The organism is Paenibacillus agricola, from assembly GCF_011440305.1.
GTDB lineage: Bacteria > Bacillota > Bacilli > Paenibacillales > NBRC-103111 > Paenibacillus_S > Paenibacillus_S agricola.
In genome coordinates this window covers 263,372-278,942 of record NZ_JAAOIW010000006.1, presented here as the reverse complement: position 1 = coordinate 278,942, position 15,571 = coordinate 263,372, and the positions used below count along the sequence as shown (strand labels likewise).

The 15,571-nt window shown below is 46.6% G+C and carries 21 protein-coding genes; 13 read left to right on the top strand and 8 right to left on the bottom strand.

Features of this window, described 5'->3' with window-relative positions:
- Nucleotides 1–232: 232 nt before the first annotated feature.
- The gene (locus tag G9U52_RS18585; RefSeq protein WP_166152256.1) at nucleotides 233–1,000 is read left to right on the top strand and encodes an MBL fold metallo-hydrolase; all 768 of its coding nucleotides are present in this window, start codon (nucleotides 233–235) and stop codon (nucleotides 998–1,000) included.
- Nucleotides 1,001–1,248: 248 nt separating this feature from the next.
- Here G9U52_RS18585 and G9U52_RS18580 read toward each other — a convergent pair whose 3' ends face one another.
- On the bottom strand, nucleotides 1,249–1,581 hold the full coding sequence (locus G9U52_RS18580) for a hypothetical protein (RefSeq protein ID WP_166152130.1): 333 nt from the start codon (nucleotides 1,579–1,581) through the stop codon (nucleotides 1,249–1,251).
- Nucleotides 1,582–1,779: 198 nt separating this feature from the next.
- On the opposite strand from G9U52_RS18580, the gene G9U52_RS18575 reads away from it, so the two are divergent.
- On the top strand, nucleotides 1,780–2,085 hold the full coding sequence (locus G9U52_RS18575) for a hypothetical protein (RefSeq protein ID WP_166152129.1): 306 nt from the start codon (nucleotides 1,780–1,782) through the stop codon (nucleotides 2,083–2,085).
- A gap of 61 nt (nucleotides 2,086–2,146) precedes the next feature.
- On the opposite strand, the gene G9U52_RS18570 is transcribed toward G9U52_RS18575, so the two are convergent.
- Nucleotides 2,147–2,656, bottom strand: a complete 510-nt coding sequence (locus G9U52_RS18570; protein ID WP_166152128.1) for a metallophosphoesterase — start codon at nucleotides 2,654–2,656, stop codon at nucleotides 2,147–2,149.
- Nucleotides 2,657–3,020: 364 nt separating this feature from the next.
- On the opposite strand from G9U52_RS18570, the gene G9U52_RS18565 reads away from it, so the two are divergent.
- Nucleotides 3,021–3,821, top strand: a complete 801-nt coding sequence (locus G9U52_RS18565) for a M48 family metallopeptidase (RefSeq protein ID WP_166152127.1) — start codon at nucleotides 3,021–3,023, stop codon at nucleotides 3,819–3,821.
- A 92-nt stretch (nucleotides 3,822–3,913) separates the two neighbouring features.
- Here G9U52_RS18565 and G9U52_RS18560 read toward each other — a convergent pair whose 3' ends face one another.
- Nucleotides 3,914–4,159, bottom strand: coding sequence for an ATP-binding cassette domain-containing protein (locus G9U52_RS18560; RefSeq protein ID WP_166152126.1), 246 nt, complete (start codon nucleotides 4,157–4,159; stop codon nucleotides 3,914–3,916).
- Nucleotides 4,160–4,380: 221 nt separating this feature from the next.
- On the opposite strand from G9U52_RS18560, the gene G9U52_RS18555 reads away from it, so the two are divergent.
- Complete coding sequence (locus G9U52_RS18555; protein ID WP_207953057.1) at nucleotides 4,381–6,198, top strand: methyl-accepting chemotaxis protein; 1,818 nt, start codon at nucleotides 4,381–4,383, stop codon at nucleotides 6,196–6,198.
- 114 nt (nucleotides 6,199–6,312) lie between these two features.
- Nucleotides 6,313–6,447 (top strand): hypothetical protein, encoded by a 135-nt coding sequence (locus G9U52_RS40930; RefSeq protein WP_279538683.1) that lies wholly within the window; start codon nucleotides 6,313–6,315, stop codon nucleotides 6,445–6,447.
- Nucleotides 6,448–6,579: 132 nt separating this feature from the next.
- Here G9U52_RS40930 and G9U52_RS18550 read toward each other — a convergent pair whose 3' ends face one another.
- Together G9U52_RS18550 and G9U52_RS18545 are read right to left on the bottom strand one after the other, a co-directional pair.
- Nucleotides 6,580–7,302 (bottom strand): polysaccharide deacetylase family protein, encoded by a 723-nt coding sequence (locus tag G9U52_RS18550; RefSeq protein ID WP_166152124.1) that lies wholly within the window; start codon nucleotides 7,300–7,302, stop codon nucleotides 6,580–6,582.
- A 214-nt stretch (nucleotides 7,303–7,516) separates the two neighbouring features.
- Nucleotides 7,517–7,705: a hypothetical protein gene (locus G9U52_RS18545; protein ID WP_166152123.1), complete on the bottom strand. Its 189-nt coding sequence runs from the start codon at nucleotides 7,703–7,705 to the stop codon at nucleotides 7,517–7,519.
- A 108-nt stretch (nucleotides 7,706–7,813) separates the two neighbouring features.
- On the opposite strand from G9U52_RS18545, the gene G9U52_RS40925 reads away from it, so the two are divergent.
- The 3 genes from G9U52_RS40925 (at nucleotide 7,814) to G9U52_RS18535 (ending at nucleotide 9,473) form a co-directional block, all read left to right on the top strand.
- Nucleotides 7,814–7,939 (top strand): hypothetical protein, encoded by a 126-nt coding sequence (locus G9U52_RS40925; RefSeq protein WP_279538675.1) that lies wholly within the window; start codon nucleotides 7,814–7,816, stop codon nucleotides 7,937–7,939.
- Nucleotides 7,940–8,089: 150 nt separating this feature from the next.
- The gene (locus G9U52_RS18540) at nucleotides 8,090–8,473 is read left to right on the top strand and encodes a VOC family protein (RefSeq protein WP_166152122.1); all 384 of its coding nucleotides are present in this window, start codon (nucleotides 8,090–8,092) and stop codon (nucleotides 8,471–8,473) included.
- 118 nt (nucleotides 8,474–8,591) lie between these two features.
- Nucleotides 8,592–9,473 carry an SMP-30/gluconolactonase/LRE family protein gene (locus G9U52_RS18535; RefSeq protein WP_243767420.1) on the top strand — a complete coding sequence of 294 codons (882 nt, stop codon included), beginning with the start codon at nucleotides 8,592–8,594 and terminating at the stop codon, nucleotides 9,471–9,473.
- Nucleotides 9,474–9,522: 49 nt separating this feature from the next.
- Here G9U52_RS18535 and G9U52_RS18530 read toward each other — a convergent pair whose 3' ends face one another.
- Nucleotides 9,523–9,666, bottom strand: coding sequence for a hypothetical protein (locus G9U52_RS18530; protein WP_166152120.1), 144 nt, complete (start codon nucleotides 9,664–9,666; stop codon nucleotides 9,523–9,525).
- A gap of 260 nt (nucleotides 9,667–9,926) precedes the next feature.
- Between G9U52_RS18530 and G9U52_RS18525 the strand changes: the two genes are divergently transcribed.
- The 5 genes from G9U52_RS18525 (at nucleotide 9,927) to G9U52_RS18505 (ending at nucleotide 13,887) form a co-directional block, all read left to right on the top strand.
- On the top strand, nucleotides 9,927–10,805 hold the full coding sequence (locus G9U52_RS18525) for a carbohydrate ABC transporter permease (protein WP_243767436.1): 879 nt from the start codon (nucleotides 9,927–9,929) through the stop codon (nucleotides 10,803–10,805).
- Nucleotides 10,802–11,623 (top strand): carbohydrate ABC transporter permease, encoded by an 822-nt coding sequence (locus G9U52_RS18520; RefSeq protein ID WP_166152118.1) that lies wholly within the window; start codon nucleotides 10,802–10,804, stop codon nucleotides 11,621–11,623. The genes G9U52_RS18525 and G9U52_RS18520 overlap by 4 nt, the downstream gene beginning before the upstream one ends.
- Before the next feature lie 92 nt (nucleotides 11,624–11,715).
- A complete protein-coding gene (locus G9U52_RS18515) occupies nucleotides 11,716–13,107 on the top strand; it encodes an ABC transporter substrate-binding protein (protein WP_166152117.1) in 1,392 nt (463 codons plus the stop codon).
- A 155-nt stretch (nucleotides 13,108–13,262) separates the two neighbouring features.
- On the top strand, nucleotides 13,263–13,583 hold the full coding sequence (locus G9U52_RS18510; protein WP_243767419.1) for a DUF3889 domain-containing protein: 321 nt from the start codon (nucleotides 13,263–13,265) through the stop codon (nucleotides 13,581–13,583).
- 79 nt (nucleotides 13,584–13,662) lie between these two features.
- A complete protein-coding gene (locus G9U52_RS18505) occupies nucleotides 13,663–13,887 on the top strand; it encodes a hypothetical protein (protein WP_166152116.1) in 225 nt (74 codons plus the stop codon).
- Between the two features lie 47 nt (nucleotides 13,888–13,934).
- On the opposite strand, the gene G9U52_RS18500 is transcribed toward G9U52_RS18505, so the two are convergent.
- Nucleotides 13,935–14,801 carry a DMT family transporter gene (locus G9U52_RS18500; RefSeq protein WP_166152115.1) on the bottom strand — a complete coding sequence of 289 codons (867 nt, stop codon included), beginning with the start codon at nucleotides 14,799–14,801 and terminating at the stop codon, nucleotides 13,935–13,937.
- 274 nt (nucleotides 14,802–15,075) lie between these two features.
- The gene (locus G9U52_RS18495; protein ID WP_166152114.1) at nucleotides 15,076–15,552 is read right to left on the bottom strand and encodes a NanQ anomerase/TabA/YiaL family protein; all 477 of its coding nucleotides are present in this window, start codon (nucleotides 15,550–15,552) and stop codon (nucleotides 15,076–15,078) included.
- Nucleotides 15,553–15,571: the final 19 nt, after the last annotated feature.

The window sequence follows — 15,571 nt, the reverse complement described above, 5'->3', positions numbered from 1 at the left end:
GCAACAAAATATAGGTACTAATATTTAGTAGTTAAACCTAGCTACTCTTTGCTTATCATATTCGTCAAATTCTGATAAGATATACATAAAGAATGGAGCCTCTTTTATACTTAGTGAGCCCCAAAGTCTTTTCTTATATTGGCTACCGCATCGTTATAGTTACATAAACCTAGCTGGAAAGAATGTGGATACAGTGAAAGATACCTTGACGTTATGGGGTACGGGAGATTCTATGGGAGTCCCCAGAGTCTATTGCTCCTGCGAGGTTTGTATGGAGGCGAGAACTGGCGGGCGCAATCGGCGATACCGTTCCTCTGCCTTGTTAAGCTCCTCCGAGGGCGAGCTACTGATTGATTGCGGGCCGGAATGGCGAACACAAATGGAGCATTACGAGAAGCGCAAGCTGGGCCATGTACTTATTACCCACGCTCATTTCGACCATATTGCCGGACTGCCGGAATGGGCAGATGCTTGTCGTTGGCAGCAACAAAGCGGTCACGTCTACGCTCCGGCCGATGTGCTGGCAACGCTGCGCAAGATGTTCCCTTGGCTGGAGAACCAGCTGGTTTACCACGATTGCAGCAGCGGCTTACAGTGGGGTGCCTGGCAGATCCAGCCTTGGAAGGTATTCCACGGTAAGAACGGCTACTCCTACGCATACCGCTTCGATAAGCTTGCTGATAACATCAAGCTTGCCAAGGACAGCAGACCTTATCGGTTTGCATATTGCCCCGATGCCATCAATCTTAGCGCGGAGCAGCAAGCGCCCCTATTCGGGCTTGATTTGCTCGTGATCGGCACCAACTTCTATAAGGAAGAAGCTGATTTCGAGACCCGGTCTGTCTACGACATGGTCGAAGCGCTTGAGCTTCTTGCACACGTGCAGCCTAAGCTTACCTTGTTCACCCATATGTCGCATGGAGTTGACATCACTAAGAATTACAACCTCCCTGCCGGCGTAAATCCGGCGCAAACAGGCATGCAGCTGGAGCTTGGCTAGAGAGGTCGCTTCCTGCTTCCTAAGCCTAAAAACCTGTAGACCCTTAGACTAGGTAACGGAGCTTCCAGTCCGATACATCGGGTTTATATTTTTCTTAAGTGTGCTGAAAACGGTATTACAGGGAAACGTATGTCGCACAAATAAAAGACTGCGCAATCCCCACTTTCTGAGGATGCACAGTCTTTTTGGGGCAAATGGCAATTGGGCTTTTAAACAAATATGTAGCTATGCATGTCTTGCACACGCACTTACTGGTACATAGGATGGTTAGAGCTTTGTAGATGGCTTATGTTTTGTGCCTGGAAGGCCACATTCGTTACTTGCTGTACCGCTTGCTCTAATTGCGAGCAAAGCTGTGCGCATTCCTGCATCCGTTGAAGAGCAACATGATGGCTTTGCAACGCATGTTGGATCGTTTGTACCGCTTGGCGCTCACGCTGTGCTAATTGCTCAAGCTGCTGTGCATTTTGCTGCTCCTGCTGAAGCATGATTTGATAGGTTTGGTTCGATTGCTGCGTTTGCTGGATAAGCTGCTGGACGATTTGCTGGCATTGGCGGGCTTGCTGAATAATGTTCTGCATGTTGTCGCTTCCTCCTCAGAATGGTTAAGGTTCCTAATACCTCTCCTATTCTGGTTTATAGCTTGGGAAATTATTCATGATTTAGAAATTTAACGTTAATTCCATCCCGCCGCTCCTTACTCCAGCTATTTTAGAAATAGCGAATGTATGGTACCTTTGAAGCAGAAGCTACTGTATTCGTGAAAAGGAGGTTCCATCATGGCATTTGGCATTAAACGGGCAGAGCTTCAGCAATGGAAAGCGGCGGTTACACGGGGAGAGATTGCTTTTCTAACCCATTATTGGGTCGATTTACGTTTTCCGGGCCTCACTACCGTTACTAAAGTGGGGTGCTCCAACCTTGCTACTCTGACTGATTGGTGCTTAGCCAATGGTTTGAATCCGGCATATATCCATAATCGCAAACCTTATCCCCACTTTGACCTGATCGGCCTCAAGCAGAAGGAAATTTTAATACAGGAGCAGCTATGGGATCATTTGGAGCGGTTCCGTATGACAGAATAAACCAGGAAAACGGACTTTTGCCGTTCTATGCTCCCCTTGCTGGCTACCTTGCGACCTGCTGCTACTGCTCCTCACTTGGTACAACGATAGACTTAATATGCTCAAAGGAAACCGGCGTATAATCCCATTGCTCTACGGAAACATTGATATATTGGTTGCCTTCGTATTTCTGTCCGTGAATATGCCCATGGATGTTCACATAAGGCATATGCTTATTCATATACATCGGTTCATGCGACAGAAAAAAGAATCCGCCATACACGATAGCATGCTCGCTAACCTCATCAAAGCCAGCGTCCAGCCACCAGCGCCTCGACCGTCCACGGTCATGGTTGCCCATAATAAAGGATTTATAGCCGTTCAGTCTCGAAACAATACTGGCGGTTTTTTCCTTATTCAAAAAAGAAAAATCCCCAAGATGGAACACCTTGTCGTCCTTGTTAACTACGGCATTCCACTTCTCAATCATCGTCTCTGTCATTTCCTCTGCATTGCTGAACGGCCTGGATTCAAAATCGATAATATGCTTATGCCCAAAATGATGGTCCGAAATCACAAATACGTTAGCCATGACAACATCTCCTTATTTCACAGTCCCCTATAAAAATGTTCAGCCTAACAGGATAAGCCCCGATAGTTATCATTACCCCCAACGACCTTGTACCGTCTGGTGGAGCCGTTTTGCTTTCTTCAAAAAGTATAGAGAATTACAAGGTTATTTACAACTATAGGGCTGAGCACCTCATACGTTATTAATAGAAAGAACACAGCTATTTCACATAACTTATCCTGTTATTGGGAAACAATTATATACATCCAAGATATGTATATTAATTAATGGAATCAACCACCCCATCCCCCCCTTTCATTTCCAACAAGCCGAATATATGGTAAATTAGGGGGAGTGGTCAAGAATGGGAGGATGAAATCTCGCAATGAATATTCGGTTAGTGCATGAAAATGAAACAACATGGTATGTCTTATCGTTAGTTATTAGTTTGTTATTTTACCTTTCATTGATCGTTTCTGTGATCGGGATTATTTACATTGTCATCGGAATCATCGCCACACTGATTCTTCACGGTTTAATGGTTGCGGGGATTCGCAGCTCAGGTGTGAAGCTGACCGAACGGCAGTTTCCAGAGGTATACGAGCAAGTGCAAATACTATGTAGACAGATGGATATTGTTCAGGTACCCGATGTATTCATTATTCAATCTGGTGGTGTGTTAAATGCCTTTGCCACGCGTTTTTTTGGTCGTAACTTTGTCGTGCTGTATTCTGAAATATTCGAATTGATCGAGCAGGGAAACGAAAAAGAACTTTCATTTGTTTTGGCTCATGAGCTAGCTCATATCAAGCGAAAGCATATGACGAAGCAACTGTTGATTTTGCCTGCATTGTGGATTCCCTTTCTTGGGAATGCCTACTCCAGATCTTGCGAATTTACGTGCGACCGAATCGCTACGGCCTATATCGGGGATGCGCAAGCGGCAATCCGTGGGCTTACGATCTTAGCTGTGGGGAAAAAGCTGTTCTCCCAGGTAAACATCCCTGATTATTTGGAACAAAGCTATCATGAGCGTGGCTTTTTCATTGGGTGGTACCGCTTGATGTCGACGCATCCTCCACTGCCCAATCGGATCAACGAGATATTGCGATTCCAAGCTTACCCCCATTTATTTGGGTATGATTCGATTCAATTTGAGGCGGGGGCAACGAAACTATCGGCTTAAACTGAAAACAAAAACAAGGGCTCTCCCATAGTCATGTAATGACCTTTGGGAAAGCCCTTTTGTATTTGTTATAAGTTATAAAAATGAGTCGCTTACTGCCCAGCATTTTTCCCATCACGCCATACGCAATAGCTGCCGATACCACCGCCGCCATCACGATAATACAAGCCGTTGATAGGCTCGTCCAGTAAAATCAGCCTCGCTTGCGTGGAAAGCGCCAATACGATAAGCAGCAGCGCCTTCATCCCCTTGGAAAACGAACGTAGAGTTCGGTTAGCCGGGAGTTGGAAGCGATCCAACCATTGATAAAAGACCTGCTGGTCGAACTGCGTATACATGCACTGATGCAGCCGGACAAGTTCCTTGACGCTGTAGCTATTGAAACATACTTATCGAATCGGGCACATAATACATCAATTTCTTAACAATTTATAATAAAATTATATTATTTTCGAATAATTTTCATTGATATATACTTAAATGTAATATAATATGACATTTAGTTAACATAAGTCACACAACTTAAAGGAGGTGGTAACATGATCATTCGGCATGGCCCTTGAAGAATACAATAATTCGGGTTTTCTGCTTTGGTTTTGGGATTTATGAAGTGAGTGTCGTCTTAATTCAACTGAATTCAATGTGGGAAGGAAGTATTATCATTCATATTTTACGCAACTTGTCGATCCGAAGAAAAATGATTATTTTATTAGCCGTTTCTTTGTTTTTTCTGCTGGTTATTGGATTGACCGGGTATCTGTATTTGAACATGGTGCAGAAAAATTCGGAGCGCATGTATTCGGAGATTTTGCTGCCGATGGAATGGGTAAATCAGATTCGCGCGACGAACTTTGAAATTCAGGCTTCTGCATTTGATACCATCATTTCGACAGATACTGATCGCAAAATGAAACTGGAGGATCTCAGTAATAATCGTACAAATCAGGTCACGGATCTCTATAACCTGCTGAAGGAATCGAGTCAGAATGCTTTCCAAGCAGAGAAATTAGTCCAGTACAACAAGCTCCGTCTTGAGTATATGGGTGTGCAAGGTGAGGTTCGCTGGTTGTCGACACAGAATCAGAACAAGGAGGCGTATGCCTTATACCTCTCTTCGGTGGAGCCTATCCAGATCGAAATCAATCAGCTTTTGACAGATATCCTGAATAGCTATGACGAAACTGCCCAACAGCTGAAGCAGCAAAATGAGAACGCTGGTTCCAGCGCAAGCCTGACGATGATCGGCCTCATTGTGCTTTCCATCATTCTGCTTGGATTGTTGATTCTAATGATCAGTGGAATGATCACACGACCGTTAACTGAAATCAAGCAATTGATGATACAAGCTTCCGGAGGAAATATGAATGTCAGAGGAACATACCGCTCGAAGGATGAGCTCGGGGAGATGACGGATGCTTTCAATAGCATGCTAAATTCCATTCGCGATCTTGTGGCACAGGTGAATGACAACTCTCTGACGCTTGCCGCAAGTGCTGAGCAGTTGATGGCAAGTGCAGAACAAACCTCCCGGGCCTCGGAAGTAATTGCTGCTGCAACCTCCGAATTGAGCTTCGGCCTGGAGGAGCAGGTACGCAGCGTGGCTATGACGACTGACGCCCTCGCCGTGATGAATGTACATATAGGGAGGATGGATACGCAAGCTGAGGAAATGGCAAGATGCACAGCAGAAGCGGCCGAATCCTCGAGGCTGGGAGCTGAATCGGTGCAGCGTGTCATGAACCAAATGCATGAGATTTCCGGCTCTTCTGAGAATACAAGCCGCATCATTACCGAGCTTGGAAGCCATTCACAGCAGATTGGTGAAATCATCCGCTTGATTAACGATGTTGCGACTCAAACAAATTTGCTGGCGTTGAATGCAACGATCGAAGCAGCTCGTGCGGGAGCAAGCGGATTGGGATTTTCGGTAGTTGCTGCAGAAATTCGTAAGCTGGCTGAACAATCATCCGATTCTTCGAAGCAAATCAGCAACTTGGTCAGCATGATCCGCAGAGGAACAACCGAGGCAGCACAATCCATGGTTGCAGGGGTACAGAACGTGCATACAGGCATTGAGCTGTCCAAAAGCGTTCATTCCACGTTTGCCTTGATCGATCGTTCCGTTGTCAATGTGATGCAAAGTGTGCAGGAGGTTTCCGGGTCGATCCGCGAAATATCAGAAGGCAGCGAGGGAATTGTCGCGGCAATGGACGCTGTAAGTGGAGTGACGCAAAAGGGTGCTTCAGCGAGTCAGGAAACAGCAGCGGCGAGTCAGGAGCAGCTTGCGACAATGGAGGACGTTACGAATTCAGCAAAATCCCTTGCCGAGCTTGCCGAGGCTATGCAAAGTAAACTTGCTAATTTTAATCTGCATTAAAAGATCCGCCGCAACAGAATACTGGAGTTCGTTGCAGACTGAATCCAATGTGGAATTATCATTAAATAGATCATGACGACATGATGAATAGGGAGGGGAGGCTATTATTTATGAATGGATTTCATTTTATCTACAGCCTCCTTGGTAGACCATGAAGCACACTGGCAATCATACGAAGATTTATTTTGGCAGCTGGGTACGGAGTTTAAGGGCGTTCCTTCGATATGCTCATCAGCCATACAACTGTAGTGTTTAGCCGTTATTTGGTGATGGAATGGGAAATTACAAGTAGTACACTTAATACAATATCTGTTTCTTGCTTTTCTCAATCAACAATAAACGCCCCTGATGGTCAGGGCCGTTTATTGTTGATTACCTATTTTATTTGCGTACGGCGATAATTTTTTGGCGGATTTGTGCATCGAGCCCTTCAGGTGTAACCTGGGGAGCACCCGCGTTAATACGCGGAATATGTAAGGGATCGACGCCACGCGTCGCCATCAAGGGCTGGATCGTAAACGCATAGTGGATGCCAGCGATTTGCATAGCTTGGTTCGTATTTTTATCGGACGTACCAAACGGGTAGGCCAGAGAATCGACAGGAATTAGATCAATCTGCTCCACATTAGCAGCGCAAGCTTGGGTATCTGCGACAATCCTGTCCACATATTGCTGGTCAGTTTCATCCGTTTCCTGGAGCAAATACGCTTTGCCATTCTCACGTTTTCCATGAAAGGCATGGGTATGGCACTCCGCATCGACCAAATCGGAGGTGGAGGTCATAGCTATGATCTGCTCCCGCGACAGCTTGGGAGGTGTATCCTCCTGCGGATGGTCAAGCGTTTCCGTAATAATAAAGTTGACGGCTGGTATTTGCAGCTCCTTCAGGATCGGAAAGCCCAGCGTATAAAAGCTTTCGTACCCATCGTCAAAGGTGACCAGCACCGCTTTATCGGGAACCGCAGCACCGGCGAGAAACTTTTTAAGTTCATCGAGTGTAATAAAATGATACCCTTTACTGCGCAAATACGTAAGCTGCTCCCTGAACAACTGGGAGGTAATCGTGCTCGAGCTCCTATCATCTTCAGCTATGTGATGGTACATGAGCACAGCAACCTGATCCGTATAGGAAGCGTCACGCTTGTCGAATGCTTGAAAAACCGTAAGGCCTATGACAGCTATAAGCAGGCCTGTTAACCAATAACGAATGATGGCTTCCGCTCTCCCTCCGGGCGAATAAAGCTCGCCGAAATCCGGCTTCTCCTATATTACGCCTTTTGGAAGGAACTCGTCAAACCTTAGAAGGCTTATCCAGCTGTTAATATTCGCCCAGCATTTGATCCAAACGTTTATTGAATTCATGCTTCGTGATAAGCTCATATTCATGAAATTGCACTTGCATTTCCTTCATATAACTATCAATATCGAAATGTCCATCAATATCTTCTTCTATTAATAGATCATTACCTGTATGGATGATTAGAATATAGTCAGTTTGTGTTTGCATAGCTGTATGATCCTCCAATTAATTATCAATGAATACAAAAATGATTAACCTTAAAAAGAAGCATCTAAACATTCCAGATATAAATAAGGCGATCCTGCTGTATGGGATGTGCTTGTTGCCCATGGTATCGGCAGAATTTGTCTGACCGCCCGCGGCTGGGAGCTGAACCATACGCCTGAGGATCTCAAGCTCACTCCGCTTGGTAGAAAGCTGCTCGGACTGGATGCCTGGTAAGTCGCTCGAAATGAGTTGATTTTCTGCGCTTTAGGCTCTATGATCGTGGAGATTGGGATAATGCCGATTGCCGTTTTCGTGAAGCCGTTTTGCCATATGTTGTATTCAAAAAAATGTTTCACTTCACTATGGATACTTGGAGGAACTAAGATGATCGAATTTGAAAGCATTCACCACGTAAGCCTTGCAGTCCGAGATTTAGCACAGGCCAAAGCATTTTATAGCGAAAAGCTTGGATTTCAAGAAATTGAGCGGCCGCCATTTGCCTCCAAAGGAACTTGGTACGCTATAGGCAGCCAGCAGCTTCACTTATTGGAGTTCCCGGTGGGAGAAACACTGCGGGAGAGTGAAATCGATTCTACAGACGGGCATTTTGCCATCTGGGTCAAAAGCTACGCCAATACGATTCAAGCACTGGAAGACGCATCGATTCCTTATGAGGCGAGACCGAATAGCCTTGCTGGCTTCGCGCAGATTTACATTTTGGACCTAGACAAAAATATTATCGAATTTGATTGTGCATACGGCTCTTAAGCCTCATAGAATTCACATCATCAGGTGCTGGTTAACAGGCTTATCTGTCATATATCGAATCGGCTCGTTTATTTCTTAGTACAAAAATATCTGCATAGGCGGATTGGAGGAGAACTTGTTGAATGATTTGCACGTAGAATTGGTTTTAGACGCTCACGCAGCATTAGGCGAGGGTCCTTGCTGGGATCACGGGAGTGGGCTGCTGTATTGGGTCAATATTGTAGACAAACAGATTCGGGTGTTTAACCCGCAAACTGTGGAGGATCGGACGATCCAGCTGGATCAAATGGTCGGAGCCGTCGTGCCGAGGCAATCCGGTGGTCTTGTGGCCGCCTTGCAGCATGGCTTCTACCTGCTTGATCTGGAGACAGAGCAGCTGACATTAATCAGCGATCCGGAGGACCATTTGCCTGATAATCGTTTTAATGATGGCAAATGTGACCCGGTCGGGCGCTTCTGGGCTGGCACAACGAGCACCCAGGAGGTCGATACCATCGGCTCGTTGTATTGCCTGGGTTCTGACCATTCCGTTCGCAAAATGGTCGATGGCGTGATCGTGTCCAATGGTCTAGCCTGGAGCCCCGACGGACGGACGATGTATTATATCGACTCGCCGACCAAGCGAGTGGTCGCCTACGATTTCGATATGGAAACGGGAGCTTTAAGCCAGCTCCGCACCATTATAACGATAGCCGAGGATGGAGGGTATCCCGATGGGATGACCATTGATGCCGAAGGGATGTTATGGGTAGCGCAATGGGGGGGCTGGCAGGTTTCACGCTGGAACCCGCATACCGGCGAGCTGCTGGCGACGATTCCGGTGCCTGTAGCACAGGTCTCATCCTGCACCTTCGGCGGGGCTAATCTCGATGAGCTGTATATCACAACAGCCAGCGTTCGCCAAACTGCGGAATTTTTGGCGAAGCAGCCCCATGCTGGCGGGTTGTTTCGTGTGAAGCCTGGAGTGACGGGGCTTCAGACCCATTTTTTTGGTGGATAATTGAAATGAAAGCTGGCATGGTGATGATATCTGATCCTCCAAAAAAGGATCACTTTGGACATTGTTTACGACTCGTGGGGCCTTGGCTCAACGGGTCTTTTACTGTTTCTTGATCATTGACTAAAAACCGTCCCCCTTCACTAAAAGCTCCAAGCCCACGTTTCAACAAATATAGCAAATGTAAATATTTCATTAAGTCGAGCCCTCCTCTACATAAAACCTTAATCTAGCGTTGACCTCTGCATGACAAATCCACATTATACTGACGAAGATGCCAGAGCCAATAGATTCGGCTTCTAAAGGAAGCCCATATGGAATCGGCATGGCTTAACCAGAACCGTTAGGAGTGAATGAATGGTGAGTCTCTTGGACAATGATCTCGCATTAGCCCCCAACAGCACAGCGAAGCCGGCTGCCATCAGCCAAGCTGGTCGCACTCGCCGCAAGCTCAGTATGCACCTCCGCTGGCAAGAAAATATGCTCGCCTATGTATTCATGGCGCCATCCCTGCTGGTTTTTAGCGTCTTTCTTTTCTATCCGCTGCTGAAGTCCGTGTACCTCAGCCTCCACCTCACCGATCCACGCGGTCGAATTGCCGCGTATGTAGGAATGGAGAACTTTCAAGAGCTGTTCCTGTCGGAGCGCTTTTACCAAAGTCTGAAGGTAACTCTATCCTTCACCCTACTCACCGTGCCGACCTGTATTCTTATCGCCCTGCTGCTTGCGGCTCTGACGCAAACCAAGCTGCGTGGGATGCGTATTTTCCAGTTTGTGTTCTCCTTGCCCATTGCTATTTCCGTTGGTACGGGCTCAGTCATTTGGATGATGCTATTCCATCCAAGCGTCGGCATTCTCAACTATTTCTTAAGCATTGTGGGCATTGCCCCGATTGGCTGGCTAACCGACCCGGCTTGGGCATTGGTGTCCGTCTCGGCCATGACCGTATGGATGACGCTTGGCTTCAATTATATCGTGCTGCTGAGCGGCCTTCAGGGCGTCCCGGAAGAAATCTATGACAGTGCCAAAATCGATGGCTCCGGCCCGCTCCGCACCTTCGTGCAGCTAACGCTTCCTTTGGTATCACCAACACTTTTTTTCGTGGCCATTGTGTCTGTGATTGGAGCCTTTCAATCGTTCGGACAAATCCACATCCTGACCAAAGGCGGCCCGATGTATACGACCGATGTTGTGGTTTATAACATTTACCAGGATGCTTTCATTAATTTCCGCTTTGGGATCGGCAGCGCCCAAGCTCTTGTACTGTTTGCCATTATTCTCGTACTAACCTTGCTGCAATTTACATTTTTCGAAAAGAAGGTGCACTACCAATGAGCAATCGCCTTCAGCATACAGCGGTATATGTACTGCTCGGTATCGCCGCAGCCTTGGTGCTATATCCAATTCTATTCACGTTCTCGGCTTCCTTCATGACACCAGCGGAATCTTCCTCCTACCCGCCCAAGCTATTTCCGGGCGGCCTGTATTGGGATAACTTCATCACCGTTACCCAGCTTGTGCCGATCTTCACTTTTATTATGAACAGCTTCATAATCTCGACAGCCATAATGGTCGGCCAGCTGCTGACAGCCAGCATGGCAGCTTACGCTTTTGCGTTTTTACGTTTCACCGGCAAAAGTATCCTCTTTGCGCTATTTCTATCGACGATGATGATTCCATGGGAAGTCACAATGATTCCTAATTATTTGACCGTCAAAAGCTGGGGCTGGCTCGACACCTACGAAGGACTGATTGTGCCGTTTTTGGCGACGGCCTTTGGTACGTTCCTGCTCCGCCAATTTTTCCTGCAGCTGCCCTCCGAGCTCTTCGAAGCGGCAAAAATCGATGGCTGCGGCCATATGCGAAGCTTTTTCCAGATGGTGCTGCCTTTGGCACGCCCTGCCCTCGCCACACTTGCTGTATACTCGTTCCTGACTCATTGGAACATGTACCTATGGCCGCTGCTGATTACCAATGGCGAGCAAATGCGCACCGTGCAAATCGGCATCAGCATGCTGCAATTCGAGGAGATGACCTCGTGGAATCTCGTGTTGGCCGGAGTTACACTCGTGATGCTGCCATCGCTGCTGTTACTGGTGCTTGGCATCAAGCAGCTAGTTCGCGGCATTACAGCCGGAGCTGTAAAAGGCTAGCTGGTTTCGCCCAGTTTGGTTGCGGTATAACGCGTTCTTATGGACGCTCTATATACAATAAATAAAATAGGATCAAGGGAGCGAAGAAGATAATGAAAAGCTGGAGCAGTAAAAGTTTAGTGACACTTTGTATGGCCATCGTGATGCTCTTCATCACAGCATGTGGAGGTACAGTGGCGCCGCCAACAGCAGCCGGAACAGCAACAGCAACCGATAATAACGCAATGGCGCCTAAGCCCGCTGCTAGCAGCGAGCCCGTTAAGGTCGTATGGTGGCATTCTATGAGCGGGGAGTTGGGCAAAGCAATTGATAAACTGGTATCCGACTTCAATGCATCCCAGAAAAATGTGGTTGTAGAAGCCGTCTTTCAAGGTACCTATGATGAAAGCTTGAATAAAATGAAAACATCGATGGATTCCAAAAGCGGCCCGACGCTGATCCAGGTTTTCGAAATCGGCAGCCGTTTTATGATTGATTCCAAGGCAATTACTCCTATGCAAAAATTTATTGATCAAGACAAATACGATTTATCCCAGCTGGAAGAAAATATTTTGAATTATTATCGGATTGATGGCAAGCTGAATTCGATGCCGTTCAATACCTCCAACCCGATCCTTTACTATAACAAGGATATGTTTAAAGCAGCAGGGCTTGATCCCGAGAAACCGCCGACTACTTACGATGAAGTTGCTGCAGCCTCCAAAGCATTGACCAAAGACGGCAAGTTCGGTAATTCCTTCGCCATCTACGGCTGGTTTATGGAGCAATTCTTCGCTAACCAAGGTGTGGAGCTGCTCAATAACAGCAACGGCCGCAAAGGCTTAGCCACCGAGTCGATGCTTAACAGCGATGCTGGTGTAAAAACATTGGCATGGTGGAAGCAAATGGTAGACGATAAATCCTCCCTGAACCTCGGCCGCAAAACAGACGATACCAAAAAAGCTTTTATCGCCGGCCAAGTCGGTATGACGCTGGATTCAACAGGCTCGCTGCGCGGAATCGTTGACGGTGCGCAAGGCAAATTTGCCGTTGGTACAGGCACCTTGCCTAAGCCCGCTGATGCCAAAGACGGCGGTGTTATTGTCGGAGGCGCAAGCGTCTATATTTTGAACAACCGCAGTGAAGCTGAGCAGAATGGCGCTTGGGCATTTATCAAATTCCTTGCCGAGCCTAAGCAACAAGCTTATTGGCATGTTAACACGGGCTACTTCCCGATCACCAAAAAAGCCTATGACGAACAAATCGTCAAAGACAACCTGGTTAAATACCCTCAGCTGCAAACGGCAGTTGACCAGTTGCATGCAACTAAAGCCAATACCGCGACACAAGGAGCAGTGATGGGCGTGTTCCCAGAGGCTCGCCAATTAACTGAAGGCGCGATCGAAGAAGTGCTTAACGGCAAGAAACAGCCGAAGGAAGCCTTAGACAGTGCTGCCAAAGAAATCACGACCAAGCTTGGTACTTACAATAAAACGGTTAAGTAAGCAAATACACATTCTCATCCTCTGCTTTTTTTAATGGTCACACAAGCACAACTCGTCCCTCCATGGGGCGAGTTTTTGTCTATATTTGCATGAAAAATCTGGCTGAAGGGATAATAAAGGCAAATTCAAATTGCTAAAGGGAGGTTATACCTATTATGAAATATATGAAGCTGCTGATGCTGTTGTTGATCCTTTTAGCTTTTGTTACATCTTCCGTCCTAGCTGCCCCCGCCCCATCCCCCTCCTATGCCAAGTGGAGCAAACAGGCACTGGAAGCCGCGCAGAAGGAGTACCATGCCTCCATCGTTGACTATTTGCATGTAGGGCGAACGGATATTGCAGAGGACATTGCCGAAGAAAAATTCAAGCTGTGGTTACGCAATGAGGGTGGAGAGTTTGGCGTGTTCGTAACGATCCGATTTAACCCTTCAACCGAGCAAGTGTTACAAACCTCGTTCAAAAAGGCCTCAAGCTAAAAGGATTTTTGCAGATTGTCCTTGTCACTGAAAGGGATTCATATTGGTTATGTCGAATATGGTGTCTGAGGTGAAAATAATGTCTAAATCAAGGGCAATTTATTCCGATACCCAGCTATTCGCTGCGTCTTTGTTTCAGTTAAAAGTAACGGTTTGGGAACGCACTGCGGATGATATTCCGGTTAGAGTGGATGATGGCGGAATCATTGAGAAAATCACGCCTTTATATGTGAAAATAAACGGCGCCTATTACGAACGTAGCGATTGTGAGTTTCGCGTGGACACAAGTGACGTTAAGTCTTAAGCGTCACTTCTCTTGTATGTAGACCAGAGAGGCTTGCTGGGTACCGATTACCCCCACACTCCTAATATAATAATTCCTGCTGTAATCAGGATAGAGGTGAACAAACGCCTTGTACCCTGCTTCTCCCGCAGGATGAATACCCCCATTAAGGACCCAAACACCGTGCCAATTTCCCGCATAGGCGCCAATTGGGCGACGGGTGCGTAGTCCAACGCCAGCAAAAATAACAAATATCCGCCGGGTGCAATCAATCCGCCTAGCAGCATGACTTTCCAATTTGCCTTCAGCTCCCTTTGGATGCCTCCTGATCGAATGGTTGCCCAAGAAAGCACCAGCAGCGTGCTTATATTGCCGGCCTCGTTTAATACAACCGCAGACACATAATCCAATGCGATTTTATCCACTACAATATAACAAGCAATACAGACGCCAACAGCCAACGCTAATAGTGGCGCCTTCTTGTTGACTGAAACTGAAACTACATTCGACGCCTTGCGTCTGAATGTAATATTGCTCAGCAACACGATACCAAGGACAATCAAGCTGATCCCTAACCATCCTGCTATAGACAACTGCTCACCAAGCACGGAAACCGCTATTAAAGGAACTAATAACGGACTGGTTCCCCTCATAATTGGATATACCTGCGATAAATCGCCGATTGTATACGTAGCGGCTAATAACATCATGTAGAGACCATGCAAAAGCATAGAAGCTAATATCATGAGGATGCCTATGCTCGTAAGTGTTGTGCTCCCCCAATCCCTAACTGCCCAAGGCAGGAACGCGAGGATAGCGACGATTTGGCAGAACCATAAAAAAACATGCTTATTCATGCTGCGCTTGGTATACAGGTTCCAGACAGAGTGAAGGAAACCGGAACTAAGAACAAGTAAAAGGGCTGTACTGAACATGACTCCACGACCTTTGCAAGACAATCTATTGATTCAATATTGTACCACTGCTTCCGACAATTTGGTATGATATATAAAGGAATAAACCAGTTCGTTCATTTATATAAGCCATTGGATTTGGAGGCGAGCAGCTTTTGACAGTAATAGTTGGTAAGGTCAGCGAAATAAACCGCTACCCTGTAAAAAGACCACTAAAAACTAAAAAGCCACGCCGATTGCGGCGCAGCCCCTAATATACAAGTCCCAGGTTCATTTAGTTCGACTTTATTTGGTTCTACAAGCCCAACAAGGATTTATGAATTTTGATGACCACTTTTTTTATTGCTTGATCCTGCTTTACACTACAGCAAGGGCGGTGGATATCGCTCGGATAAAATACGGTGAACGCTCCCGGATACAGCTGCAAAGAGCTCTCAGCGGCGGTTTTTTCATAAAAAGCAACATCCCGCGAAGCAAAGGCTTCTTCGGAAACGACAGCTTCTGCTGTTAACGTGGCCACTCGGATCACTTCTTCGCCTTCAATTAAATATTGGATATCAATATAGGTTTGATGCGATTCCGGACGCTGCTGGTCCCAGCTCTTCGTAGTAGGCTCTTGAACCATCGCTACCATAAGATCGCTTTCAATTTCATACTTGCCTGCAGCCATTGTGCTGAAATCGGTAGAACGAATGTATTCCAGGCCTTTATTAATCGCTTGCGGGTATTGCGATTTCTCGCTCTCCCAAGTTGCCAAATCGCTGAAAATCATGTGTATACCTCCCTGAATG

Coding starts and splice junctions, on each gene's coding strand:
- G9U52_RS18585 (WP_166152256.1), top strand. CDS start 233: ATGGGAGTCCCCAGAGTCTATTGCTCCTGCGAGGTTTGTATGGAGGCG.
- G9U52_RS18580 (WP_166152130.1), bottom strand. CDS start 1,581: ATGCAGAACATTATTCAGCAAGCCCGCCAATGCCAGCAAATCGTCCAG.
- G9U52_RS18575 (WP_166152129.1), top strand. CDS start 1,780: ATGGCATTTGGCATTAAACGGGCAGAGCTTCAGCAATGGAAAGCGGCG.
- G9U52_RS18570 (WP_166152128.1), bottom strand. CDS start 2,656: ATGGCTAACGTATTTGTGATTTCGGACCATCATTTTGGGCATAAGCAT.
- G9U52_RS18565 (WP_166152127.1), top strand. CDS start 3,021: ATGAATATTCGGTTAGTGCATGAAAATGAAACAACATGGTATGTCTTA.
- G9U52_RS18560 (WP_166152126.1), bottom strand. CDS start 4,159: ATGTATACGCAGTTCGACCAGCAGGTCTTTTATCAATGGTTGGATCGC.
- G9U52_RS40930 (WP_279538683.1), top strand. CDS start 6,313: ATGGATTTCATTTTATCTACAGCCTCCTTGGTAGACCATGAAGCACAC.
- G9U52_RS18550 (WP_166152124.1), bottom strand. CDS start 7,302: ATGTACCATCACATAGCTGAAGATGATAGGAGCTCGAGCACGATTACC.
- G9U52_RS18545 (WP_166152123.1), bottom strand. CDS start 7,705: ATGCAAACACAAACTGACTATATTCTAATCATCCATACAGGTAATGAT.
- G9U52_RS18540 (WP_166152122.1), top strand. CDS start 8,090: ATGATCGAATTTGAAAGCATTCACCACGTAAGCCTTGCAGTCCGAGAT.
- G9U52_RS18530 (WP_166152120.1), bottom strand. CDS start 9,666: ATGAAATATTTACATTTGCTATATTTGTTGAAACGTGGGCTTGGAGCT.
- G9U52_RS18525 (WP_243767436.1), top strand. CDS start 9,927: ATGCACCTCCGCTGGCAAGAAAATATGCTCGCCTATGTATTCATGGCG.
- G9U52_RS18520 (WP_166152118.1), top strand. CDS start 10,802: ATGAGCAATCGCCTTCAGCATACAGCGGTATATGTACTGCTCGGTATC.
- G9U52_RS18515 (WP_166152117.1), top strand. CDS start 11,716: ATGAAAAGCTGGAGCAGTAAAAGTTTAGTGACACTTTGTATGGCCATC.
- G9U52_RS18510 (WP_243767419.1), top strand. CDS start 13,263: ATGAAATATATGAAGCTGCTGATGCTGTTGTTGATCCTTTTAGCTTTT.
- G9U52_RS18505 (WP_166152116.1), top strand. CDS start 13,663: ATGTCTAAATCAAGGGCAATTTATTCCGATACCCAGCTATTCGCTGCG.
- G9U52_RS18500 (WP_166152115.1), bottom strand. CDS start 14,801: ATGTTCAGTACAGCCCTTTTACTTGTTCTTAGTTCCGGTTTCCTTCAC.
- G9U52_RS18495 (WP_166152114.1), bottom strand. CDS start 15,552: ATGATTTTCAGCGATTTGGCAACTTGGGAGAGCGAGAAATCGCAATAC.